We start from the raw sequence: 23,764 nt of genomic DNA on the forward strand, positions 1-23,764 counted from the left end.
CAAGCTTGTGCCGACTCGGCACGACCTGACGCCGAGTCGGCTCAAGCTTGAGCCGACTCGGCGTGACGTATGCCACGACCCGGCGCGGGTCGTGGCGCAATAGCATGACCCCCTATGACGGCTGCGAATGACGCGACGCCGCTGGCCCTGGCCCAGCCGGAGGACCAGCACACCCAGGGGGAGTGGGAAGCGGCGACCGCAGCGGTCCTCCGCAAGTCCCGCAGGCTCACGGACGAGGACGCGGACGCGGCGGTCTGGGAGAAGCTGACCCGCACCACCCTCGACGGCATCGCGATCACGCCGCTCGGCGTACCGGCCGACCTCGACGACCTGCGGACCGCCGGCCGCCCGACCCGAGCAGGTGCGTGGGACGTCCGCGCGCGCCTCGCCGGCGACGACGCCAAGCTCCTCAACGAGCACGCGCTGGTCGACCTCGACGGCGGCGTCACCTCGCTGTGGGTCGAGGCCGGCCCCGACACCGACCTGGCCACGCTGCTCGACGGCGTGCTGCTCGACCTCGCGCCCGTCGTCCTCGACTCCACCACCCCCCAGACCTCGGCCGAGGCGCTGCTCGAGCTCGCCGACGACCGCGGTGTGGACCTGCATCCCGACACCAACTTCGGCGCAGATCCCATCGGTCAAGAGGTCCGCGGGTTTCGAGGCTCGGCCCCGGGGGGCCTCGCACCTCAACCAGCGGATCTCGTCGCCGTCGCAGAACTTGCCCAGGCGCACGGCGTGCGCGCGGTCGTCGTCGACGCGACGGTCGTCCACGACCTCGGCGCGTCCGACGCGCAGGAGCTCGGCTACTCGATGGCCGCGGGCGCGTCCTACCTCCGCGCGCTGACCGACGCCGGCCTGGGTGTCGCGACGGCCGCCGGGCTGATCGAGTTCCGGTACGCCGCCACCGACGAGCAGTTCCCGACGATCGCCAAGCTGCGGGCTGCCCGGCGGCTGTGGGCTCGCGTTCTGGAGCTCAGCGAGGTCGAGGAGACCGTCGACCAGCGCCAGCACGCGGTGACCAGCCGGCCGATGCTCAGCAAGTACGACCCCTACGTGAACATGCTCCGCACCACCGTCGCCGCCTTCGCGGCGGGCGTCGGGGGAGCGGACGCGGTCACCGTGCTGCCGTTCGACACCCCGCTGGGCCAGCCGGACGCGTTCGGGCGGCGGATCGCCCGCAACGTCTCGCACCTGCTGATGGACGAGTCGCACGTGCACGAGGTCGCCGACCCCGCCGGCGGCGCCTACGCGGTCGAGCGGCTCACCGACGACCTCGCCGTCGCGGGCTGGGCCGAGCTCGACCGGATCGAGGCGGCGGGCGGCATCGAGGCGGCGCTCGCCGACGGCTCCCTCCAGAGCCGGATCGACGAGGTGGTGGCTCGCCGCGAGTCGGACATCGCCAAGCGCAAGCGGCCGATCACCGGCCTCTCCGAGTTCCCCAACCTCGCCGAGACGCTGCCGGAGCGCGCGCCGGCCACGGACGACGTACGCCGCTACGGCGCGTCCTTCGAGGCGCTCCGCGACGAGCCGGCGGGCGCACCGGTCTTCCTCGCCACGCTCGGGAGCATCGCGCAGCACACCGCTCGCGCCACGTTCGCGACCAACCTGCTCGCGGCCGGCGGCATCGCCGTCGAGGTCGCCGGTCCGACGGACGGCGTCGACTCACTGGCCGCCGCCTACGACGGCCAGGCCGTCGTGTGCCTGGCCGGCACCGACGAGGCGTACGCCGAGTGGGGCGCCGACGCCGCCGCCGCGCTCCGGGAGCGTGGGGCGAAGCACGTGATCGTCGCCGGCAAGCCCGCCGACTACGCGGATGACTCCTGTGCGATGGGCGTCGACGCGCTGGCCTTCCTGAACCGGACCCGGGAGGTCCTCCGATGAGCGTTCCGAAGAGCTTCGCCGGGCTCTCCCTCGACGGGTCTCGTGACGGCCGCAGAGCGACCTCCTCGACCACCGGTGCAGCGAGCACCGGGCGCCTCCACGGCGACCTGGAGTCGTGGCACAGCCCCGAGGGCATCGACATCAAGCCGTCCTACGACGCGGCCGACCTCGAGGGTCTCGACGCGCTCGACACCTACCCCGGCCTGAGCCCGTTCCTGCGTGGCCCCTACCCGACGATGTACACGACCCAGCCGTGGACGATCCGGCAGTACGCCGGGTTCTCCACCGCCGAGGAGTCCAACGCCTTCTACCGTCGCAACCTCGCGGCCGGGCAGAAGGGCCTGTCGGTCGCGTTCGACCTGGCGACCCACCGCGGCTACGACTCCGACCACCCGCGGGTGCGCGGCGACGTGGGCATGGCGGGCGTGGCGATCGACTCGATCTACGACACCCGCACGCTGTTCGACGGCATCCCGCTGGACCAGATGTCGGTGTCGATGACGATGAACGGCGCCGTGCTGCCGGTGCTCGCCCTCTACATCGCCGCGGCCGAGGAGCAGGGGGTGAAGCCGGCCCAGCTCTCGGGGACCATCCAGAACGACATCCTCAAGGAGTTCATGGTCCGCAACACCTACATCTACCCGCCGGCGCCGTCGATGCGGATCATCTCCGACATCTTCGCCTTCACCAGCCAGGAGATGCCGCGGTTCAACTCGATCTCCATCTCGGGCTACCACATGCAGGAGGCCGGGGCGACCGCCGACCTCGAGCTGGCCTACACGCTCGCGGACGGTGTCGAGTACATCCGCGCGGGCCTCGACTCGGGGCTGACCATCGACCAGTTCGCGCCGCGGCTGTCCTTCTTCTGGGCGATCGGCATGAACTTCTACATGGAGGTCGCCAAGATGCGCGCGGCCCGGGCGCTGTGGTCGCGGCTGGTCCGTCAGTTCGACCCGCAGAACCCGAAGTCGCTCTCGCTGCGCACCCACAGCCAGACCTCCGGATGGTCGCTCACCGCGCAGGACGTGTTCAACAACGTCGGCCGCACCTGCATCGAGGCGATGGCGGCGACGCAGGGGCACACCCAGTCGCTGCACACCAACGCGCTGGACGAGGCGATCGCGCTGCCGACCGACTTCTCCGCGCGGATCGCCCGCAACACCCAGCTGCTGCTCCAGCAGGAGAGCGGTACGACGTTCACCATCGACCCGTGGGCCGGCTCCTACTACGTCGAGAAGCTCACCCACGACCTCGCCGAGCGTGCCTGGGCGCACATCGAGGAGGCCGAGGCCGCCGGTGGCATGGCGGCGGCGATCGAGCAGGGCATCCCGAAGATGCGCATCGAGGAGGCCGCCGCCCGCACCCAGGCGCGCATCGACTCCGGCGCGCAGAAGGTGATCGGTGTCAACACCTACCGGCTCGCGGCCGAGGACCGGCTCGACGTGCTCCGTGTCGACAACGACGAGGTCTACCGGCAGCAGGTCGCCAAGCTCGAGCGTCTGCGCGCCGAGCGCAACGGCGCCGACGTCGAGGCCGCGCTGCACGCCCTGACCCGGTCGGCGGAGACGGGCGACGGCAACCTGCTCGCGCTGGCCGTCGACGCCGCTCGCAGCAAGGCGACGGTGGGCGAGATCTCCGAGGCGCTGGAGAAGGTCTACGGCCGGCACCAGGCCGTGATCCGTACCATCTCCGGCGTGTACCGCGACGAGGCCGCCGAATCGGGCGACACGCTGCTCGCGCAGGTGCGGGCCGCCACCGACGAGTTCGCCGAGGCCGAGGGCCGCCGGCCCCGCATCCTGGTCGCCAAGATGGGCCAGGACGGCCACGACCGCGGCCAGAAGGTCGTCGTCTCGGCCTTCGCCGACATGGGCTTCGACGTGGACGTGGGCCCGCTGTTCTCCACGCCCGAGGAGGTCGCGCAGCAGGCGATCGACTCCGACGTGCACATCGTCGGGGTCTCGTCGCTCGCGGCGGGCCACCTCGCGCTGCTCCCCGCGCTGAAGAAGGCGCTCGCCGAGCAGGGCCGGGACGACATCATGGTGGTCATCGGCGGCGTGATCCCGCCCGACGACGTGCCCACCCTGAAGGAGATGGGCGCGGCCTCGGTGTTCCTGCCGGGCACGGTCATCGCGGAGTCGGCGCTCGACCTGCTCGCCAAGCTGCGCGACCAGCTCGACCACTGATGGATCCGGACCAGCTGCTCGAGGGCATCCGCGCGGGCCGCAGGGCCCAGGTGTCGCAGGCGATCACGCTGGTCGAGTCCACCTCGTCGAGGCACCGCGAGCGGGCGCGCGAGCTGCTCGCCGCGCTCACGACCGGCGGCCCCGACCGGGAGCCGGCGGTCCGCGTCGGCATCAGCGGCGTGCCCGGTGTCGGGAAGTCGACCTTCATCGAGGCGCTCGGCACCCGGCTGACCGCGGCCGGGCACCGGGTCGGCGTACTGGCCGTCGACCCGTCGAGCGTCCGCACCGGCGGCTCGGTGCTCGGTGACAAGACCCGGATGGCCCGCCTGTCCACCGACCCGAACGCCTTCATCCGGCCGTCCCCGTCGGCGGGCACGCTCGGAGGCGTCGCTCGAGCGACCGTGCAGGCGATGACGGTGCTGGAGGCGGCGGGGTACGACGTCGTGCTCGTCGAGACGGTCGGCGTCGGGCAGTCCGAGGTCACCGTCGCCGGCATGGTCGACACGTTCCTGTTCCTCACCCTGGCCCGCACCGGCGACCAGCTGCAGGGCATCAAGAAGGGCATCCTCGAGCTCGCGGACGTCATCGCGGTCAACAAGGCCGACGGCGATCGCGAGGGCGAGGCCCGGGTCGCCGCGCGCGACCTCGCCGGGGCGCTCCGCCTGGTCCGCGGGCACGCCCGCGAGGGGGAGTGGGTCCCTCCGGTCGTGACCGCGTCGGGGCTCAACGACGTCGGCGTCGACGACGTGTGGCAGCGGGTGCTCGACCACCGCGCGCACCTCACGCCCGAGGGCCTGCTGCGCAAGCGGGCCGAGCAGCAGCTCGACTTCACCTGGGCCCTGGTCCGCGACGAGCTGGACCAGCGGCTGCGCCACTCGCCGTCGGTGCGGGCGATCCGCGACGAGGTCCGCGCCGCCGTCCTCGCCGGCGAGCTGGCCGCGCCGCTCGCCGCCGACCGGCTGCTGGCGGCGTTCGACCAGGACCCGGACCGGGCCACCGGCGACAGCTGACCCGAAAGCAAAATTTCGTTCGCAAGAACGACGCGCCCCACGGGTCGGCGCACGCATGATGGGCGGACGGCCCTGGGGCAGTCCGCTCGGGAGGTAGGGATAGCACACCCGCACAGACGGGTGGTGACACCGCAGACCCACGGCCGTGGCAGCAGCACGATGAAAGCCACCGACTCCCGACCTCCGAGGTAGCCATGTCCACATCCCCCCGTTCTCGTCTTCTCGCCGCCGCGGCGTTCGCCGCGCTCGCCGGCACCGCGCTCGCGGCGCCCGGGAGCCCCGCCGGGGCCGCCGAGTCCCCGACGGTGCTTGCGAAGCACCTGCCCGGGCCGCTGTCGCTCGCGATCAACGACGACAACGTCATCTACTTCAACGGCAGCATCGGCGCCGACGGCAGCAAGGGCGCCCTGTTCCGGATGGCGCCCGGCAAGGACCCGAAGGTCGTCTACTCCGGCAAGAAGGTGCACGAGGTGGAGGGCGTGTCGACCAAGGGCAAGACGACGTACTTCCTCGCGAACACCGACCTGATGAAGCGCTCGCCCAACGGCGACGTCATGAAGGTCGCCAACCTCGGCGCCTACGAGAAGAACGTCAATCCCGACGCGCAGGTCCACTACGGCATCGCCGACCCGCCGGCCGAGTGCGCCGACGGCTGGCCCGAGCCCAACCCGAACGACCCCGAGAACAGCGCGCCCCCGGTCTCCTACACCGGCATCGTGGACAGCCACCCCTACGGCTCGGCCGTGGACGGCGGCACGGTGTACGTCGCCGACGCCGCCGGGAACTCGATCCTGAAGGTCGAGGGCGGGGAGATCAGCACGGTCGCGGTCCTCGAGCCCGTCTCCGTCGAGATCACCCAGGAGCTCGCCGACGCGATCGGGGCACCGGCGGCGTGCGTGGGCCTGACCTACGCGTTCGAGGGAGTCCCCACCGATGTCGAGGTCGGCGGCGACGGGATGCTCTACGTCTCCAGCCTGCCCGGCGGAGAGGGTGGTGCGGGCTCGGTGCTCCGGATCGACCCGGCCACCGGCGAGGGCGACACGGTGCTCGGCGGCCTGGTGGGCGGCACCGGCGTCGCGGTCGCCGACGACGGTGACATCTACGCGACGAACCTCTTCTCCGGCGACATCACCGTGCTGCCGAGCGACGAGGGCGCCGAGCCGCTGGCGTTCGCGCACACCAGCAACCCGGCCGCGGTCGAGGTGAAGGGCAACAAGCTCTACGTCACCAGCGGCGTGTTCGGCCCGAACGGCAAGATCCTGCGCTACGCGCGCTGAGCCGACCGGAGGTCACGGACCGGGGTGGGGTGGGGCCCGCCCCGGTCCGTTGCCGTCTCAACTACCCTCGTAGGGATGCCCGCGACCAACGAACCTCGACCAGCCGGAGCCTCCGACGAGGTCCTCGGCGAGATCGGCCACGTGGTCGACAAGCACGAGGAGGACCTGGTCGAGCTGCGGCGCGACCTGCACCGCCATCCCGAGCTGTCCTGGCACGAGCGGCGCACCACCGACCGGGTGATCGAGGCGGTGACCCGGGCCGGGTGGCGGGTCCAGCCGGCCACCCGCAGCGGCGCGGTCGCCGAGATCGGTGACGGCGACGGCCTGGTCGCGCTGCGCGCCGACCTCGACGCGCTCCCCGTCCAGGACCGCACCGACGACCCCTGGGCCAGCCGGGTGCCCGGCGTGGCCCATGCCTGCGGCCACGACGTGCACACGGCCTCGCTCGTCGGCGCGGCGTACGCGCTCGGTGAGCTGCACCAGCGGGGCGCGCTCCCCGGACGCGTACGGCTGCTGTTCCAGCCCGCCGAGGAGGTCATGCCCGGCGGTGCGCAGCACCTGATCACCGAGGGTGCCCTGGACGGCGTCGAGCGGATCTTCGCGCTGCACTGCGAGCCGTCGGTCGACGTCGGCCGGATCGGCATCCGGTCCGGTGCGATCACCAGCGCCGCCGACCGGATCGAGGTCCGGCTCGAGGGCACCGGCGGCCACACGTCGCGTCCGCACCTGACCGGCGACCTCACCTTCGCGCTCGCGAAGGTGACCAGCGAGCTCCCCGCGGTGCTCAGCCGCCGGATGGACCCGCGCAGCGGTGTCAGCATGGTCTGGGGACTGCTGCGTGCCGGCTCCGCGCCGAACGTGATTCCCGGCCAGGGCATCGCGGCCGGCACCGTCCGCATCCTCGACACGGTCGCCTGGGAGAGCTGCGAGGCCGTCGTCCGCGAGGCGGTGCTCGACATCGTCCGGCCCTACGGCGTCACGGCCTCCATCGACTACCTCCAGGGCGTGCCGCCGGTGGTCAACGACCCGACCGCGACCGGCGTGATCACCGACGTCGGGACCGTGATGCTCGGCGAGCACCGGCTGGTCGAGGTGCCGCAGAGCCTGGGTGGCGAGGACTTCGGCTGGTACGTCGACCAGATCCCCGGCGCCATGTTCCGGCTCGGCACGCGCACGCCCGGTGGGCCGACGTACGACCTCCACCAGGGCGACCTGCGCGTCGACGAGCAGGCCATAGCCGTCGGCGCGCGGATCCTCGCCGGCGTGGCGCTCCGCTCGCTCGCCGCGCGCTGAACGCGGCCGGCTCAGCCCGTCCGGTAGGGGATCCCGTCCGCGGCGGGTGGCCGCGAGTTGCCCACCAGGCCGGCGACCGCGAACACCGTCACGGCGTACGGCAGCATCAGCATGAACTCGCTGGGCACCGGCGCGCCGAGCACCGACAGCACGTTCTGCAGGTTGGTCGCGAAGCCGAACAGCAGCGCGGCGAGCGTGGCCTTGATCGGGTCCCACTTGCCGAAGATGACGGCTGCGAGCGCGATGTAGCCGCCGCCACCGGTCATCTCGCGGTTGAACTGCCCGACCGACACCAGCGTGTACGTCGCGCCACCGGCACCCGCGATCAGCCCGGCGAGCAGGATCGTCCGGTAGCGCGTGCGGTTGACCTTGATGCCGACCGTGTCTGCGGCTTTCGGGTGCTCCCCGACGGCACGGACCCGGAGTCCCCACTTCGTGCGGTAGAGCGCCCAGGTGACGGCCGCGACCGCGACGTAGAGCAGGTAGACGAGGACGGTCTGCCGGAACAGGATCGGCCCGACCAGCGGGATGTCGCCGAGCACGGGGATGGCGACCGCGCTGAGGTGGGGCGGGCTGTTGAGGCTGTCGGCGTTGGGCGCCAGGACCTGGGTGTACATGAAGCTCGTGAAGCCGACGACCAGCACGTTGAGCACCACCCCGACGATCACCTGGTCGACGAAGTAGCTGATCGCGAACACGCCGAGGATGAGGGCCACGAGGGCGCCCGCGAGCATCGCCGCGGCCAGGGCGAGGACCGGCGAGCCGGTCATCGACCCCACGAGCGCGGCGCCGAAGGCGCCGAAGAGCAGCTGGCCGTCGATCGCGATGTTCACCACGCCCGACCGCTCCCCGAGGACGCCGCCGAGGGCACCGAAGACCAGGGGCACCGCGAGCGCGAGCGCTCCCGCGAGGAGCCCGACCACGGGGAGCGACTCCCCGGCAGCGGCCCACGCCAGGAAGCCGGTCAGGGCGAGCACGACGTACGCCGACACGAGCCACACCGGAGTCCGCAGCCGCCGGGCGGCGTAGGACGCGGAGGCCGCCGTCGCGACGAGCAGGAGGACCACGACGACCCAGCCGGTGCCGTTCGCGGGCACCGTGACCTCGGGAAGCTGCACGAAGTCGGTGCGGCTGGCCAGGCGGAAGGTGGTGTCGCCGGCCGCCGACTTGAACACCAGGACGAGGGCGATCAGCGCTGCGAAGAGCGCGAAGATCGTCGGCGCCTTCAAGACGCCGTGCGCTGCGACGATCGGGCGGCCTGCCTCGTCGGTCTCGACGTCGGCCTCGACGGTGCTCACGCGGCCTCCTTCACGGGGATCCGGAAGATCGCCTTCACCAGGGGAGGTGCGGCGATGAACAGCACGATCAGCGACTGGATGACCAGCACGATGTCGACGGGGATGTTCTCCGACGCCTGCATCGCGAACCCGCCGGCCTTGAACGCGCCGAACAGCAGGCCGGCGGCGAGGATGCCCAGAGGACGGGAGCGGCCGAGCAGGGCGACCGTGATCGCGTCGAAGCCGATGCCCGCGTCGAGGTCGACGGAGACCCCGCTGGTCACGGTGCCGAGGACCTGGTTCACGCCGGCGAGGCCGACCAGGCCTCCGGCGATCAGCATCACCGTCGTGTAGGTGCGGCCGACGTCGATGCCGGCGGCCCGTGCCGCGCTGGGGTTCGCTCCCACCGCACGGAAGCGGTAGCCCCAGGCCGACCGGTTCAGCAGCCACCAGGTGACGGCGACCGCGACGAGGGCCAGGATGATCCCGGCGTGCAGGTTGAACCGCACCCCGAGCAGCTTCGGGAGCACGGCCGAGTCCGGCATCGGTGCCGACTTCGGGTTGATCGAGCCCTTCTGCTGCAGGATGTTCTGCTCGGAGAGCGCGAAGAACACCAGGTAGTAGCCGACGTAGTTGAGCATGATCGTGACGATCACCTCGTGCGCGCCGGTGCGAGCCTTGAGAAGACCGGCGAGGCCGCCCCAGAGCCCCCCGACGACCATGCCGGCGATGATCGCGAGGGGCAGGTGGATCGCGGTCGGCGCGTCGACGTTGATCGCGACCCACCCGGCTCCGGCGCCCGCCAGCAGCATCTGACCGCGCCCGCCGATGTTGAACAGGCCCGCGCGGAAGGCCAGCCCGACGCCGAGACCGGCCATGATCAGGGGCGCGGCGAAGTTGAGCGTCTCGGTGATCGGTCGGATCCTCGCCTGGAAGTCGAGACCCTCGGAGTTGTAGATGGCGCCGCGGAACATCGCCTCGTAGGCGCCGGAGATCGAGGTCCAGACCGCGTCGAAGAAGTCGCTGGGCCGCGCGCCGATGTACCCGGCGGTGGAGCGCACGTGCTCGTCGGTGAACAGGATCATCACCGAGCCGACGACCATCGCGAGCACCAGCGAGAGGAACGCGGTCATCACCGGACCGGTGGTGATCTCGCGCAGCAGCTCGCGAGTGGTCGCCAACCGGGCGACGACGATTTTCTGCTGCTCCTCCTCGGGCGGGCGCTCCGCCTCGGGCGCCGGTGGCTTGGTGTCCTCGCTCACGCCGCGCTCCCTTCCGGCTGCTCGCCGGCCATCATCAGGCCGAGCGTCTCCCGCGGCGTGCCGGCGGGCACGATGCCGACGACGCGGCCGCGGTAGAGGACCATGATCCGGTCCGAGAGGGCCACGATCTCGTCCAGCTCGGTGGAGACGAGGAGGACCGGCACGCCGCTGTCGCGGGTGGCGACGATCTGCTTGTGGATGAACTCGATGGACCCGACGTCCACGCCGCGCGTGGGCTGCGCCGCGACCAGCAGGCGGAGGTCCCGGGAGAGCTCGCGCGCGACGATGACCTTCTGCTGGTTCCCGCCCGAGAGCTGGGCGGCGTGCTGGTCGATGCCGGAGGCGCGGATGTCGTACTGGTCGAGCCGCTCCTGCGCGAAGGCGTTCAGCGCGCGCTGCTGGACGGTCCCGAGGGAGACGAAGGGCTTCCCGTGGCTGCGGTTGAGCATCATGTTCTCGGCGATGGAGAACTCGCCCACGAGGCCCTCTCCCTGGCGGTCCTCGGGGATGAACCCGACGCCGGCGTCGAGGACGCGCCGCACGGAACGTCCGCGCAGCTCGACGTCGTCGAGCACCATCGACCCCTCGACGTGGGCCTGCAGGCCGAGCAGCGCCTCGGTCAGCTCGGTCTGCCCGTTGCCCTGCACGCCCGCGACCCCTAGCACCTCGCCGCGGCGGATCTCGAAGCTCACGCCGTCGACGTGGACGTGCCCGTCGTCGTCGGTGACGCGCAGGTCGCGGACGGTGAGCGCGGCCGGGCCGGGCTGTGCCGGGTCCTTGTGCACCGTCAGCTCGACCGGCCGGCCGACCATCATCGCCGCGAGCTCGGCGTTGCTGGCGCTCGGCGGCGGCTCGCCGACGACGGCGCCGCGACGGATCACCGTGATGCGGTCCGCCGCCTCGCGGATCTCGCGCAGCTTGTGGGTGATGAAGATGATGGCGGTGCCGGACTCCTTGAGCTGGCGCATGATCTGCATCAGGTCGTCGGTCTCCTGCGGCGTCAGCACGGCCGTCGGCTCGTCGAGGACGAGGACCCGGGCGTCGCGCGAGAGGGCCTTCACGATCTCGACCCGCTGCTGGATGCCGACCGGGAGGTTCTCGACGAGCGCGTCGGGATCGAGGTGGAAGCCGAACCGGTCGGAGATCTCGCGGACCCGCTTGCGGGCGGCGTCGATGTCGAGGATCCCGAACCGGCCGGTCGCCTCGTGGCCCAGCATCACGTTCTCGGCGACGGTGAAGACCGGGACCAGCATGAAGTGCTGGTGCACCATGCCGATGCCGGCGGCGATCGCGTCACCGGGATCACGGAAGTGGACCGGCTTGTCGTCGAGCAGGATCTCGCCCTCGTCGGCCTGGTAGAGGCCGTAGAGGACGTTCATCAGCGTCGACTTGCCGGCGCCGTTCTCGCCGAGCAGACCGTGGATCTCGCCCGACTCGACGGTCAGGGAGATCCGGTCGTTGGCGACCAGGGTGCCGAAGCGCTTGGTGACGTCACGCAGAGCCAGCTTCACAGAAGTGCCGTCCTCGGGGTCCGGGTGGGCTTCCGCTCGAGAGGGGGCCGGCCGGAGGCCGACCCCCTCTCGTCACACGGTGTCGATGTCGGGAGACGTGGTCAGTCGAGGTAGGACTTGACCGGGATCGAGCCGTCGATGATCCCCTGCTTGACGTCGTCGAGCTTGCCCTGCAGGTCCGGCGAGACCTTGTCCTCGAAGTTGTGGAACGGGGCGATGCCGACGCCGTCGTTCTCGAGCGTGCCGACGTAGGCGGTCGGGTCGAAGTCACCCTTGCCGGCGGCGAGGATGGTCTCGTAGACCGACTGCTTCATGTTCTTCAGGACCGACGTCAGGACGTAGGGCTGGGTGTCGGGGTCGGTCTCGTAGAAGTCCGCGTCCACGCCGATCAGGGCGATGTCCTTGCCGGAGTCCTTGATCGCGGTGAGCGCACCCTGGTAGATCGGGCCGCCGACCGGCATGATCACGTCGGCGTCCTGGTCGAGGATGCTCTTCGCGGTGGTGGTGGCCTTCTCGTTGGCCTCGAAGCCACCGGTGAACGCGCCCTTGTCCCCGCCCTCGAAGCCGACGACCTTGACGTTCGCGTCGTTCTCCTGGTCGTAGTAGTCCACGCCCTGCTTGTAGCCGTCCATGAAGATCGTGACGGTCGGGTAGGGCTGGCCGCCGTAGGTGCCGACGACTCCGGTCTTGCTGTAGTCGGCCGCGGCGTAGCCGGCGAGGAAGGCCGCCTGCGCGGTGTTGTAGAGCAGCGGCTTGATGTTCGGGGCGTCGACCTTGCCGTTGAAGTCGTTGTCGGCCGCGTCGTCGATCAGGACGAAGTCGATGTCGGGGTTCGCCTTGGCGGCCTCGACGGTCGCTGCGGAGAGGGCGAAGCCGACCGTGACGATGGTGTTGCAGCCGGCCGCGACCAGGCTGTCGATGTTGGGCTTGTAGTCGTTCTCGCTGTTGGACTCGACGGTCTTCCAGTCCGCGCCGAGCTCGTCCTTGGCCTGCTCGAGGCCCTCGTAGCCGAGCTGGTTGAACGAGTGGTCGTCGAAGCCGCCGGCGTCGGAGACCATGCAGGGCAGGTAGTCGGTCGTGGGCTCGTCGGAGCCCGACGACGAGCCCTTGTCGGGCGCAGAGCCGCATGCAGCCAGCGTCGCGGCGGCAAGGAGCAGGGCGGTGCCGCCGGTCGTGGCCTTGATGAATTGCTTCTTCTTCACGAAAAGAGCCCTCTCAACGTTCTGGTGTCCCACGGAGGCAGGACAACTACCTGTCGGTGCGCAGTTTGGTCGGCGCGCCGCGGGGTGCCTAGGCGATTGCCGTAACAGTTACCAACTTGCGACCCTGGCCGGGCAGCGTAGCCCTACTTTCGGCGTGGCGTCTGCCGATCCTGTTGCCTCGCGCCTGCTTTGCTTGAAAGGCTGCGCACCTTATGGACATCGACTGGGACGAATTGCGGTCGTCGGCGACCGAGGTCGCACAACGGGCGTACGCGCCGTACTCCCGCTTCCACGTCGGCGCGGCGGCGCTCGCGGACGACGGCCGGCTGCTGGTCGGCTGCAACGTCGAGAACGCCGCGTACGGCGTCACGCTGTGCGCCGAGTGCGGGCTGGTGTCCCAGCTGCACGCCACCGGAGGGGGCCGGCTGACGCACTTCGTGTGCGTGAACGGGTCGGGGACGGTGATCATGCCCTGCGGCCGGTGCCGGCAGCTGCTCTGGGAGGCCGGCGGCGCCGCGCTCGAGGTGATGACGCCCGAGGGCGTGCTGTCCATGGACCAAGTGCTGCCTCAGGCGTTCGGACCGGAGGACCTGCGATGACGGAGACGCACGACGCGGTCGAGGTGATCTCGGCCAAGCGTGACGGCGGGACGCTCACCCGGAGCCAGATCGACTGGGTGGTCGACGCCTACACCCGCGGTGTGGTCGCCGACGAGCAGATGTCGGCGCTCGCGATGGCGATCCTGCTCAACGGGATGGATCGCCGGGAGATCGCCGAGTGGACCGCCGCGATGATCGCGTCGGGGGAGCGGATGGACTTCTCCGGCCTGTCCCGGCCGACGGCCGACAAGCACTCGACCGGCGGCGTCGGCGACAAGATCACGCTGCCGCTGGCTCCGCTGGTGGCGGCGTGCGGGGTCGCCGTACCGCAGCTGTCCGGACGGGGGCTCGGGCACACGGGCGGCACGCTGGACAAGCTCGAGTCGATCCCCGGCTGGCGGGCGAACCTCGCCAACGAGGAGCTGATGGAGCAGCTGGAGTCGGTCGGCGCCGTCGTGTGCGCGGCCGGCGACGGGCTGGCTCCCGCGGACCGGAAGCTCTACGCGCTGCGCGACGTCACCGGAACCGTCGAGGCGATCCCGCTCATCGCGTCGTCGATCATGAGCAAGAAGATCGCCGAGGGCACCGGCGCACTGGTGCTCGATGTCAAGGTCGGGACCGGGGCGTTCATGAAGGATGCCGCCCGGGCGCGCGAGCTCGCCGAGGTGATGGTCGCGCTCGGCACCGACGCCGGCGTGAAGACCGTCGCGCTCCTCACCGACATGTCCACGCCGCTGGGGAACACCGCAGGCAACGCGATCGAGGTGGCCGAGTCGGTCGAGGTGCTGGCCGGAGGCGGACCCGCGGACGTCGTCGAGCTGACCCTGGCGCTGGCGCGGGAGATGCTCGCCGCCGCGGGACGCGAGGACGTCGACCCGGCCGACAGGCTCGCCGACGGGTCGGCGATGGACTCCTGGAAGGCGATGATCCGCGCCCAGGGCGGCGACCCCGAGGCGAGCCTTCCCGTCGCGCGGGAGTCGCACGTGGTGACCGCGGAGTCCGACGGCGTGCTCACCCGGCTCGACGCGCTCGCCGTCGGAGTCGCGGCCTGGCGGCTCGGCGCGGGCCGCGAGCGCAAGGAGGACCCGGTGCAGGCCGGTGCCGGCGTGGTCTGGCACGCCCGACCCGGCGAAGCCGTGACCGCCGGTCAGCCGCTCCTCACGCTGCTGACCGACACGCCCGAGCGCTTCGACCGGGCACTCGCCGCGCTGGACGGCGGGTACGACGTCGCGGCGCCGGGCACGACGCACGACCCGACGCCCCTGGTCATCGACAAGGTGAGTTGACGCAGATCGCTACTGCGGCAGGAGGAGGACGACTGTCTCGGCGACGCAGGCGGGCTTGTCGTCGCCCTCGATCTCGATCGTGTGCTGGACGGTCAGCTGCTTGCCCTTGGGGATGTCGGTGACGGTCGCGATCTTGACGTGGCAGCGGATGCGCGAGCCGACCTTGACCGGGTTGGGGAAGCGGACCTTGTTCACGCCGTAGTTGAGCTTCGCGCCGGGGGTGGCGAGCTTGAACACCTGGCTGCCGAGCCACGGCACGAGCGACAGGGTGAGGTAGCCGTGGGCGATGGTGCCGCCGAAGGGGCCCGCCTTCGCGCGCTCGACGTCGACGTGGATCCACTGGTGGTCGCCGGTCGCGTCCGCGAACTGGTTGACCCGGCGCTGGTCGATGGTGACCCACTCGCTTGAACCGAGGTCGTCCCCGGTCGCCTGCTCGAGCTCCTCGAACGTCGTGAACACCCGCATCCCATGGTCTCCTTCGGTCTGCCGCAGCAGTGGAACAATGCCGGCATGGAACCTACACGCGGTCCGGCCCCCGACGTGCTGAAGTCCGCGCCGAAGGTGTTGCTGCACGACCACCTCGACGGCGGCCTGCGCCCGGGCACCGTGGTCGACCTCGCCGCCGACTGCGGGCACGAGCTCCCGGCCGACGACGCTGAGTCGATGGGCCGGTGGTTCAGGGAGGCCGCCGACTCCGGGTCGCTGGTGCGCTACCTGGAGACCTTCGAGCACACCGTCGGCGTCATGCAGACCGGGCCGGCGCTCACCCGGGTCGCGCGGGAGTGTGCGGAGGACCTCGCCGCCGACGGTGTCGTCTACGCGGAGGTCCGCTACGCCCCCGAGCTGCACGTCCGGCAGGGCCTGACCCTCGCCGAGGTCGTCGACGCGGTGCAGGAGGGTTTCCAGGAGGGAGCCGCGAACAGCGGCGGGCGGATCGTCGTACGTCACCTGCTGACGTCGATGCGGCAGGCCGCCCCGTCCCGCGAGATCGCCGAGCTCGCCATCGCGCGGCGCGACCGCGGGGTCGTCGGCTTCGACATCGCGGGCCCGGAGGACGGCTACCCGCCGACCCGGTTCCTCGACGCGTTCGAGTACATGCGCCGCGAGAACGGCCACATCACCATCCACGCGGGCGAGGCGTTCGGGCTGCCGTCGATCTGGGAGGCCGTCCAGGTGTGCGGCGCCGACCGGCTCGGGCACGGGGTGCGGATCGTCGACGACGTCTTCGACGCCGTCGTGGCGGACGACGGCTCGGTGACGTCGGCGAAGCTGGGCCGGCTGGCGGCGTACGTCCGCGACCGCCGGATCCCGCTCGAGATGTGCCCGACCTCCAACCTGCAGACCGGCGCCGCCACATCGATCGCCGAGCACCCGATCGGGCTGCTCGCGGACCTGCAGTTCCGGGTCACCGTCAACACCGACAACCGGCTGATGAGCGCCACCTCGATGTCGAACGAGTTCGCGCAGCTCTGCGGCGCTTTCGGCTGGGGCCTCGACCGGGTCGAGTGGCTGACCGTCAACGCGATGAAGTCGTCCTTCCTGCCCTACGACGAGCGGTACCGGATGATCATGGACGTGATCAAGCCCTGGTACGCCGACCAGCGGTCCTAGACGACGAACCAGAGGTGGTCCCAGCCGGCGACACCGACGGCGTGGCGCTGCCAGTGCTCACGCGGGACAGTGACCAGCTCGCCGCCGGCGGGGTCGAAGACCCGGATCGCGTCGCCCACCGACGCGAAGGCGAGCACGACGTGGCGGGGGAGCCACCGGCTCCCGATGTAGACGGCCAGCGGACGGTCGACCACGTTCTCCCACAGGACCTCGTAGGCGATCGCCGGCCGTGGCCGGGCGACCAGGGTGGCGATGTGCCGGTCGGTGAGGACGCGCAGCGTGTTGGCGATCGCCCACGGCGGCGTGCCGAGGGCCTGGGGCCACGGCATCTGGAACCTCTCGCGCGCACTGGTCGCCGAGCAGAGCATCTGGTGCTCCTCGGCGATCTCGGTGCCCGGGTGCGTCGGCCGCCAGGGCGTGAGCAGGGCGCGGGCGGCCAGGGCCGCGGCGGCGCCGCAGGACGTGCCGTCCGGCTGCTCGAGAGAGGCAGGGTCGAGGTCAGCCGGCCAGTCCACGGGACCTCGCGCGATCGTGGTCCTGGTCGGGCACCAGCTCGGCGTACGCCCGGTCGCCCGTGGCGACCCGGCAACCGACGCGCACGGCGCGTCGCACGATCTCGCGTTGCGCCCGGGCGAGCGCGAGCCCGCGCCAGAGCAGGACGGGTGGTGGCTTGCGGTGCTCGCGCAGGTCGCGGGTCAGCCGCCGCCAAAAGGTGATGGCCGGGTGCTGCGTGATGCAGTACGCCGAGCGCAGCACGCCGGCCTGGCGGCAGGCATCGACCACGTCCGAGGCGAAGATGCCCTCGGCGCAGAAGGCGGTCGCGCCGTCCAGCGTGAGCCGCTCGGTGCCGACGTGCCGGCTCTCGGAGATCGAGTAGACCGGGATCTGCACCGAGCCGGTCCGGCAGAGCTCCAGCAGCGCCGCGACGGCGTCGTCGCGGCGCCAGGTCCCCGGGTCGTCCCAGTCGACGAGGCCCCTGTTGCGTCCGCTGTCGATCCGCGGCAGCGTCGGGTCGTCGGCGTCCTTGTAGAAGTCGTCGAGCCGAAGCGTGGGCCAGCCCCGATCGGCCGCCAGCCGCCCCGCGAGCCGTGACTTCCCCGCACCGGACGGTCCGGCGAGGACGATCACCTGGGCTGGCACCCGGCCAGCCTAGTAGTGCCCGCGCCGGTGCTCCTCACGCCGTCTTCGGCGTCCAGTTGCCCGGGTCGTTCAGGACGTCGCTGTTGGCCTCCTCGACCATCGGCCACTTGTTCTGCGGCAGGCCGCGGGCGCCGCTGGCCAGCTGCTGCCAGGACGTCGACGCCGTGGTCGCCTGGTTCACCAGGAACTCGACGAGGATGTCGGCGATGTCGGCGATGTTGTTCCAGATCGCTTTCGCCAGGTCGAACGCGGCCGGGAGCTCGAAGCTGAGGATGGAGTCGGCCTCGGTCGCCTTCTCGAAGCAGCCGATGAAGTCGCCGACCCAGCTGAGGAACTCGCGCGCGAGCTTCCGCCACAGGGTCAGGATCTGATTCGCCGCGGCCGCGGTGAGGGTGGCGCCGGCGTCCATCGCCATGCTCAGGTTGAGGAAGCCGGTGTCCTCCGTCGTCGCGACCGACTTGTAGTTGTCGGCGGCGTAGCCGGTCCAGTCGTGGTTGAAGATCGCCATCTTCTGGTTGAGGTCGCCCGGCTGGTAGATCTTCGCCTTCACGTCGGAGTAGTAGCCCGCGTAGGCGATCAGGTCCATCGGGCGCCCGGCCAGGTCGCCGACGGCGTCGCGGACGTTGGTGAAGATCTCGTCGGCTGTCTTGATGATCCAGGGGTGGATCTCGTTGTTCCAGCGGTCGATCGCGTCGTCGACGGTGTCGCTGAAGATGTCGGCGATGAACCCGCCGATCCCGGAGGCCGCGTCGTTGAGCATGTCGGCGATCCGCTTGATCTGCTCGTTGAGGTCGTCGATGAACGTCCCCAGGTCGTCCTCGATGCCGTTGGTGAGGTCCTCGAAGTAGGAGATCGTGCTCATGGCCCCTCAGATCATCGCGTCGAGCGTGGCCATGTCCGTGGCCACGGTCTTGTCGCTGTCGTCGTAGTCGTTGGCGGTCGAGCTGAGCGCGGCGCTGAGGTAGTGGCAGCACTTCTCGGCGTCGTCCAGCGCGCCGCCCATGGCGTTGCTCCAGGTGTCGTAGTGGCCGGACACGCCGTTGAGGCCGGCGAGCCACCCGAAGGCGTCCCCGTCACCGATCGCGGGGTCGATGGTCGTGCGGGCGGTCGACGCGTCGGTGGCGTGGCCCTCCCAGAGGTGCGCGTGGGCGCGCAGGGTCTCGCACTGGACTTGGAAAGACATCAACGGTCCCTTTCGGCGTAGGCGGCCGCGAAGGCCTCGGTCACTGCTCGGGAGATGGCGGAGGAGGTGGCGGTCCGCAGCCAACCGGGGTCGGCGTCGACCCGGCCGGCGGCGGAAGCCGGGCCGAGGGTGACGGTCACGCAGTCGTTCGTGCTGCGGCCGGACACCTCGCCGGGCGTGCCGCGACGCGAGGCACGCTCGGCCTTGGAGGCCTCCCGCACCCGGTGCCGGTCGTAGCTTCCCGGTGTCCGCGGAGGAAGCGTCACGGGGGTCGCCAGGGCGACGGGGCGCTCCCGCCGCGACCGCCCGTCCGGCGTACGGCGCTGCGCTGCGAGCGCAGCGCGGTAGGCCGCGGTCACTGCCGCGTCGAGTGCCTCCGGCGTGCCGACCGCCTCGGTGCGCAGCACCTGGACGTGGGCAACCCGGCGGGGAGGGTCGAGGGTGACCTGCACGCTGTCGCCGAGATCGATCGTGGTCATGGGTCCTCCGAGATGGGATTCACGTTCCCAGATGGGGTTTCCGCCGACGGCCCGGCTGAAACCTGGTTTGTTCTCGGCGCGGGGCGGGAAGGTCGAGCAGCATGCGTGCGCAGATTCTCGGGCTCGGCGTGGTGCTGCTGGCCGTCCAGGCGTGCTCGGAGGGCCCCCGCGCCTCCGGGTCGGACGCCTCCCCGGACGGCTCGGCCGACACCGGCCTCGACTGCGGTTCGCTGATCACGACAGAGGCCGTCGACGCCCTCGGCTGGCCGGTGGCCGAGCCCGAGGAGCACGCCGGCCGGTGCCAGCTCATCACCTCGCGCGGTCAGGTGACGGTGGGGACCCGCGCCGTCCCGGCCTCGTCGGAGCGTGCCGATGCCGTGCAGCAGGAGCTCGAGACGCAGTGCGACCGGCTCCGTGCGGACGGCCCGCACTTCGTCGGGCGGCCGGACTGGCTCGCCGACGACACCGACGGCTGCCTGGCGCAGGTGGACCCGCAGACGCGCACGGGTGTTGCCGAGCTGCTGTTCCTGAACAGGCGGGACGAGGTGGTCCAGATCCGGATCGCCTCGGCGCATCCGGTTGCCGTGGGCCGGGTCGGGGAGGCGTTCCGCAGGCTCGCAGGGAGCGCTCTCGATCTGTGTGACGCGAGCTGCGCCTGAGGATTCACACGCCGATCGGGTGCCAGACCGTCTTCAGCTCGAGCACGTCGGTCATCCGGTCCAGCCCCGGGTCCGCGAGCCAGTCCGGCTCGGTGGCCGGCGCACGGCGTACGCGCTTGAGGTTGTCGGCGGCCGCCACCTCGAGCGCCGTCGCCGTCTCGGCCCCGTCAGCAAGGCCGGCCAGGCCGGTGAGGTCGATCGCGTTGACGTCCATGTGCGCCGCCAACCACGGGCCGAGCGCGAGCGCGTCGCCGGTCAGGATGTTGACCACGCCGGCCGGCACGTCGCTGGTCGCGAGGACCTCGGCGAAGGTCACCGCCGGCAGCGGCCGCGCGTAGGACGACACGGCCACCGCGACGTTGCCGGTGGCGACCACCGGCGCGACCACGCTGACCAGTCCGAGCAGCGAGGACTCCTGGGGCGCGAGCAGCCCGACGACGCCGGTCGGCTCGGGGGAGGAGAGGTTGAAGTAGGGCCCGGCCACAGGGTTCTGGCTGCCGACGACCTGGGTGATCTTGTCGGCCCAGCCGGCGTACCAGACCAGCCGGTCGATCGCGGCGTCCACCTGGCGGCCGGCCTGCGCGGCGGTCCCGCCCTCGGACTGCCGCACGGCGTCGACGAACTGCGGCCGCCGGTCCTCCATCACCTCGGCGATCCGGTAGACCACCTGCCCGCGGTTGTACGCCGTCCGGCCGGCCCACCCGCCGAACGCCTTGCGCGCCGCGACCACCGCGTCGCGGACGTCCTTGCGGGAGGCGAGGGCGGCGTTGGCCACGAACCGCCCCCTGCTGTCCTGGACCTCGTAGGAGTGGCCCGACTCCGAGCGCGGGAAGGCGCCGCCGATGTAGAGCTTGTAGGTCTTGCGCACGTCGACCCGTGCCATCAGAGCTCGGCTCCCTTCAGGTAGGCGGCGAGCCCCTGCCGGCCGCCCTCACGGCCGTAGCCGGACTCCTTGTAGCCACCGAAGGGGCTGGTCGGGTCGAACTTGTTGAACGTGTTCGCCCACACGACGCCGGCGCGGAGCTTGTCGGCCATGTGCAGGATCCGGGAGCCCTTGTCGGTCCAGACGCCGGCGGACAGGCCGAACGGCGTGTTGTTCGCCTTCTCGACGGCCTCGGCGGGGGTGCGGAAGGTCAGGACCGAGAGGACCGGGCCGAAGATCTCCTCGCGCGCGATCCGGTGCGCCTGGGTGACCCCGGTGAAGATCGTCGGCGGGAACCAGTAGCCCGAGCTCGGCAGGTCGCAGGCGGGCGCCCAGCGCTCGCCGCCCTCCTCGTCTCCGATGGCCGTGAGCTCGCGGATCTTGCCGAGCTGCTCGGCGGAGTTGATCGCGCCGATGTCGGTGTTCTTGTCGAGCGGGTCACCGACCCGCAGCGTGCCCATCCGCCGCTTGAGGCTGGCCATCAGCTCGTCCGCGACCGACTCCTGCACGAGCAGGCGCGAGCCGGCGCAGCAGACGTGGCCCTGGTTGAAGAAGATGCCGCTCACGATGCCCTCGACGGCCTGGTCGATCGGCGCGTCGTCGAAGACGATGTTGGCGGCCTTGCCGCCGAGCTCGAGGGTGACCTTCTTGTGGCTGCCGGCGACCGCCCGGGCGATGGCCTTGCCGACCTCGGTCGAGCCCGTGAACGCCACCTTGTCGACGTCCGGGTGGCCGACGACGGCCTGTCCGGTGCGGCCGGCGCCGGTGACGATGTTGACCACGCCCGGGGGCAGGTCCGCCTGCTGGCAGATCTCCGCGAACAGCAGCGCGGTCAGCGGCGTCGTCTCGGCCGGCTTGAGCACGACCGTGTTGCCGCACGCCAGCGCCGGCGCCACCTTCCACGCGAGCATCAGCAGCGGGAAGTTCCACGGGATGACCTGACCCGCGACGCCGAGGGGCTGCGGGTCGGGCCCGAGGCCGGCGTAGGACAGCTTGTCGGCCCAGCCGGCGTAGTAGAAGAAGTGTGCGGCGACCAGAGGTACGTCGACGTCGCGGCTCTCCTTGATCGGCTTGCCGTTGTCGATCGACTCGAGGACGGCGAGCTCGCGAGCTCGCTCCTGGAGGATCCGTGCGATCCGGTAGATGTACTTCGACCGCTCGGCCCCGGGCATCCGCGACCAGCCCCGGAACGCCCGCCGCGCAGCCTTGACGGCGAGGTCGACGTCGCGCTCGTCGGCCTCCGCGATCTCCGCGAGGGTCTCCTCGGTGGCGGGGTTCAGCGTCTTGAACGACGCGCCGTGCCCGTCGACGAACTCGCCGTCGATGAACAGGCCGTAGGACGCCTTGATGTCGACGATGCTGCGCGACTCCGGAGCGGGTGCGTACTCGAATCGGCCGGTGGTTGAGCCTGTCGGAACCATTCTCAGTCCAAGGTGAAGTAGTCGGGACCGCTGTAGCGGCCGGTGGCGAGCTTGGTGCGCTGCATGAGGAGGTCGTTGAGCAGGGTGGAGGCGCCGAACCGGAACCACTCGGGGGTGAGCCAGTCCGGTCCGGCGACCTCGTTGACCATCACGAGGTACTTGATGGCGTCCTTGGCGGTGCGGATGCCGCCGGCCGGCTTCACGCCGATCTGGGTGCCGGTGGTCTCCCGGAAGTCCCGGACGGCCTCGAGCATCACCAGCGTCACGGGCAGCGTCGCTGCGGGCTGGACCTTGCCGGTCGAGGTCTTGATGAAGTCGGCGCCGGCGATCATCGCCAGCCAGGACGCGCGGCGGACGTTGTCGAGGGTCTGCAGCTCGCCGGTCTCGAAGATGACCTTGAGGTGGGCGTGGCTGCCGTCCGGACGGGCGCACGCCTCGCGCGTCGCGACGATCTCGTCGAAGACCTGCTGGTAGCGGCCGGCGAGGAACGCGCCCCGGTCGATCACCATGTCGATCTCGTCGGCACCCGCCGCCACCGCGTCCCTGGTGTCGGCCAGCTTGACCTCCAGCGACGCCCGGCCGCTCGGGAAGGCGGTCGCCACGGCGGCGACGTTGACCCTGTCGGCACCGTCGCCGACGACGCTGCGGGCCTCGGCCACCAGGTCGCCGTACACGCAGACGGCGGCGACGCGCGGGCAGCTCGGGTCGGCCGGGTCGGGCCGCAGCGCCTTGGCGGAGAGCGCCTTGACCTTGCCGGGCGTGTCCTGCCCCTCGAGCGTCGTGAGGTCGACCATCGAGATGGCGAGGTCGAGGGCGTAGGCCTTGGCGGTGGTCTTGATGGAGCGGGTCCCGAGTCCCGCTGCGCGCGCCTCCGCACCCACCTGGTCGACCCCTGGTAGGCCGTGGAGGAAGCGCTTGAGCGACGCCTCGCTCGACGTCACGTCGGCGAAGGTGGGGGCGCTGACTGGCATTGGACCAGCATAGGGTTGTCGGCCATGGCGGACGAAGGCGACGAGATCGAGAAGTTCAAGGCCACGAACGGTCGGGTCATGGGACTGATCGGGCTCGCGGTCGCTCTGCTCGTCGCCGTGCTCGCGGTCGTGAGCGGAGTCTCGGCCGCCACGGTCGCCGTCGTGGTCGGCTGCGTCCTCGCCGGGGTCGTCGTGTGGGTGGTGCTGCTGCGGCCCGCGGCCCGGGTCGAGGGCCCCGACCTCGTGCTGCGCGGCCCCCTCGACACCCGGTGGATCCCGCTCGCCGCGATCGACCGGGTGGCCGTCGGCTCGATCCTCGTCGTCCTGGTCGGCGGGAGGCGCTACTCGAACACGGCCGTCCACCGGTCCCGCCGCGATTCGCGGCGGGACGACAAGCTCGGGGCCGATGTCGTCCAGCGCTCCTATGGCGCGTACGTCGAGAGCCGGATCGAGCGGCTCGTCGCCGACGCCCGCGCCGCCGGCCGGCCGGCCGGCGACGTACGGCGCGAGTGGGCCTGGCCCGAGATCGCCGCCCTCGTCGTCCTGGGCGTCGCCTTCGTCGTCGCTCTCGTCGTGTGAGCCTCGCCGAGTCGGCTC

23 protein-coding genes are annotated in these 23,764 nt (G+C 71.3%); 10 read left to right on the forward strand and 13 right to left on the reverse strand.

All coding sequences use genetic code 11. From position 1 onward, the window contains the following. Positions 1 to 114: 114 nt before the first annotated feature. The 5 genes from ABD709_RS02840 to ABD709_RS02860 all read left to right on the forward strand — a co-directional run bounded on the left by ABD709_RS02840 (position 115) and on the right by ABD709_RS02860 (position 7,644). Complete coding sequence (locus tag ABD709_RS02840; protein WP_344772275.1) at positions 115 to 1,881, forward strand: methylmalonyl-CoA mutase family protein; 1,767 nt, start codon at positions 115 to 117, stop codon at positions 1,879 to 1,881. Next, the gene (gene scpA, locus ABD709_RS02845) at positions 1,878 to 4,064 is read left to right on the forward strand and encodes a methylmalonyl-CoA mutase (protein ID WP_344772276.1); all 2,187 of its coding nucleotides are present in this window, start codon (positions 1,878 to 1,880) and stop codon (positions 4,062 to 4,064) included. Before ABD709_RS02840 ends, scpA begins: the two co-directional genes overlap by 4 nt. Then, entirely contained in the window at positions 4,064 to 5,074 is a 1,011-nt protein-coding gene (gene meaB / locus ABD709_RS02850) for a methylmalonyl Co-A mutase-associated GTPase MeaB (protein ID WP_344772277.1), read from the forward strand. The genes scpA and meaB overlap by 1 nt, the downstream gene beginning before the upstream one ends. A gap of 194 nt (positions 5,075 to 5,268) precedes the next feature. After that, positions 5,269 to 6,351 (forward strand): ScyD/ScyE family protein, encoded by a 1,083-nt coding sequence (locus ABD709_RS02855; protein WP_344772278.1) that lies wholly within the window; start codon positions 5,269 to 5,271, stop codon positions 6,349 to 6,351. Positions 6,352 to 6,426: 75 nt separating this feature from the next. Next, complete coding sequence (locus ABD709_RS02860) at positions 6,427 to 7,644, forward strand: amidohydrolase (protein WP_344772279.1); 1,218 nt, start codon at positions 6,427 to 6,429, stop codon at positions 7,642 to 7,644. A gap of 11 nt (positions 7,645 to 7,655) precedes the next feature. Here the strand turns inward: ABD709_RS02860 and ABD709_RS02865 are convergent, their stop codons facing one another. The 4 genes from ABD709_RS02865 to ABD709_RS02880 all read right to left on the reverse strand — a co-directional run bounded on the left by ABD709_RS02865 (position 7,656) and on the right by ABD709_RS02880 (position 12,896). Next, the gene (locus tag ABD709_RS02865) at positions 7,656 to 8,942 is read right to left on the reverse strand and encodes an ABC transporter permease (RefSeq protein WP_344772280.1); all 1,287 of its coding nucleotides are present in this window, start codon (positions 8,940 to 8,942) and stop codon (positions 7,656 to 7,658) included. Next, positions 8,939 to 10,183: an ABC transporter permease gene (locus ABD709_RS02870; RefSeq protein WP_344772281.1), complete on the reverse strand. Its 1,245-nt coding sequence runs from the start codon at positions 10,181 to 10,183 to the stop codon at positions 8,939 to 8,941. Before ABD709_RS02870 ends, ABD709_RS02865 begins: the two co-directional genes overlap by 4 nt. Continuing rightward, the gene (locus ABD709_RS02875) at positions 10,180 to 11,694 is read right to left on the reverse strand and encodes an ABC transporter ATP-binding protein (RefSeq protein WP_344772282.1); all 1,515 of its coding nucleotides are present in this window, start codon (positions 11,692 to 11,694) and stop codon (positions 10,180 to 10,182) included. Before ABD709_RS02875 ends, ABD709_RS02870 begins: the two co-directional genes overlap by 4 nt. Before the next feature lie 101 nt (positions 11,695 to 11,795). Further along, positions 11,796 to 12,896 (reverse strand): BMP family lipoprotein, encoded by a 1,101-nt coding sequence (locus tag ABD709_RS02880; RefSeq protein WP_344772283.1) that lies wholly within the window; start codon positions 12,894 to 12,896, stop codon positions 11,796 to 11,798. Positions 12,897 to 13,108: 212 nt separating this feature from the next. Here ABD709_RS02880 and ABD709_RS02885 point away from each other — a divergent pair, with 212 nt between their 5' ends. Both ABD709_RS02885 and ABD709_RS02890 read left to right on the forward strand, forming a co-directional pair. Beyond that, a complete protein-coding gene (locus ABD709_RS02885; RefSeq protein WP_344772284.1) occupies positions 13,109 to 13,495 on the forward strand; it encodes a cytidine deaminase in 387 nt (128 codons plus the stop codon). After that, on the forward strand, positions 13,492 to 14,781 hold the full coding sequence (locus tag ABD709_RS02890; RefSeq protein ID WP_344772285.1) for a thymidine phosphorylase: 1,290 nt from the start codon (positions 13,492 to 13,494) through the stop codon (positions 14,779 to 14,781). The genes ABD709_RS02885 and ABD709_RS02890 overlap by 4 nt, the downstream gene beginning before the upstream one ends. 9 nt (positions 14,782 to 14,790) lie before the next feature. Here the strand turns inward: ABD709_RS02890 and ABD709_RS02895 are convergent, their stop codons facing one another. Continuing rightward, on the reverse strand, positions 14,791 to 15,246 hold the full coding sequence (locus tag ABD709_RS02895) for a MaoC family dehydratase (RefSeq protein ID WP_344772286.1): 456 nt from the start codon (positions 15,244 to 15,246) through the stop codon (positions 14,791 to 14,793). 45 nt (positions 15,247 to 15,291) lie between these two features. Between ABD709_RS02895 and ABD709_RS02900 the strand changes: the two genes are divergently transcribed. Further along, positions 15,292 to 16,392 carry an adenosine deaminase gene (locus ABD709_RS02900; RefSeq protein ID WP_344772287.1) on the forward strand — a complete coding sequence of 367 codons (1,101 nt, stop codon included), beginning with the start codon at positions 15,292 to 15,294 and terminating at the stop codon, positions 16,390 to 16,392. On the opposite strand, the gene ABD709_RS02905 is transcribed toward ABD709_RS02900, so the two are convergent. Genes ABD709_RS02905 through ABD709_RS02925 form a run of 5 tightly spaced genes read right to left on the reverse strand, consistent with a single transcriptional unit; the run spans position 16,389 to position 19,194 of the window. After that, entirely contained in the window at positions 16,389 to 16,907 is a 519-nt protein-coding gene (locus ABD709_RS02905; RefSeq protein WP_344772288.1) for a hypothetical protein, read from the reverse strand. The two genes, ABD709_RS02900 and ABD709_RS02905, sit on opposite strands and share 4 nt — an antisense overlap. Continuing rightward, entirely contained in the window at positions 16,891 to 17,532 is a 642-nt protein-coding gene (locus ABD709_RS02910; RefSeq protein WP_344772289.1) for an ATP-binding protein, read from the reverse strand. Before ABD709_RS02910 ends, ABD709_RS02905 begins: the two co-directional genes overlap by 17 nt. Positions 17,533 to 17,566: 34 nt before the next feature. After that, positions 17,567 to 18,394 (reverse strand): hypothetical protein, encoded by an 828-nt coding sequence (locus ABD709_RS02915; protein WP_344772290.1) that lies wholly within the window; start codon positions 18,392 to 18,394, stop codon positions 17,567 to 17,569. 6 nt (positions 18,395 to 18,400) lie between these two features. Continuing rightward, a complete protein-coding gene (locus ABD709_RS02920; RefSeq protein WP_344772291.1) occupies positions 18,401 to 18,715 on the reverse strand; it encodes a hypothetical protein in 315 nt (104 codons plus the stop codon). Then, positions 18,715 to 19,194, reverse strand: coding sequence for a hypothetical protein (locus tag ABD709_RS02925; RefSeq protein ID WP_344772292.1), 480 nt, complete (start codon positions 19,192 to 19,194; stop codon positions 18,715 to 18,717). The genes ABD709_RS02920 and ABD709_RS02925 overlap by 1 nt, the downstream gene beginning before the upstream one ends. A gap of 101 nt (positions 19,195 to 19,295) precedes the next feature. Here ABD709_RS02925 and ABD709_RS02930 point away from each other — a divergent pair, with 101 nt between their 5' ends. Then, the gene (locus tag ABD709_RS02930; RefSeq protein WP_344772293.1) at positions 19,296 to 19,853 is read left to right on the forward strand and encodes a hypothetical protein; all 558 of its coding nucleotides are present in this window, start codon (positions 19,296 to 19,298) and stop codon (positions 19,851 to 19,853) included. Positions 19,854 to 19,857: 4 nt separating this feature from the next. On the opposite strand, the gene ABD709_RS02935 is transcribed toward ABD709_RS02930, so the two are convergent. From ABD709_RS02935 to deoC, 3 genes are read right to left on the reverse strand one after another with little or no spacing between them, the layout of a single operon-like run. Next, the gene (locus tag ABD709_RS02935) at positions 19,858 to 20,736 is read right to left on the reverse strand and encodes an aldehyde dehydrogenase family protein (RefSeq protein WP_344772294.1); all 879 of its coding nucleotides are present in this window, start codon (positions 20,734 to 20,736) and stop codon (positions 19,858 to 19,860) included. After that, a complete protein-coding gene (locus ABD709_RS02940; RefSeq protein ID WP_344772295.1) occupies positions 20,736 to 22,196 on the reverse strand; it encodes an aldehyde dehydrogenase family protein in 1,461 nt (486 codons plus the stop codon). The genes ABD709_RS02935 and ABD709_RS02940 overlap by 1 nt, the downstream gene beginning before the upstream one ends. Before the next feature lie 2 nt (positions 22,197 to 22,198). Next, positions 22,199 to 23,167 (reverse strand): deoxyribose-phosphate aldolase, encoded by a 969-nt coding sequence (gene deoC, locus ABD709_RS02945; protein ID WP_344772296.1) that lies wholly within the window; start codon positions 23,165 to 23,167, stop codon positions 22,199 to 22,201. Positions 23,168 to 23,191: 24 nt separating this feature from the next. Between deoC and ABD709_RS02950 the strand changes: the two genes are divergently transcribed. Beyond that, a complete protein-coding gene (locus ABD709_RS02950; RefSeq protein ID WP_344772297.1) occupies positions 23,192 to 23,746 on the forward strand; it encodes a hypothetical protein in 555 nt (184 codons plus the stop codon). Positions 23,747 to 23,764 lie beyond the last annotated feature (18 nt).

The sequence above is a fragment of the Nocardioides panacisoli genome (assembly GCF_039537325.1).
GTDB classification, from domain to species: domain Bacteria; phylum Actinomycetota; class Actinomycetes; order Propionibacteriales; family Nocardioidaceae; genus Nocardioides; species Nocardioides panacisoli.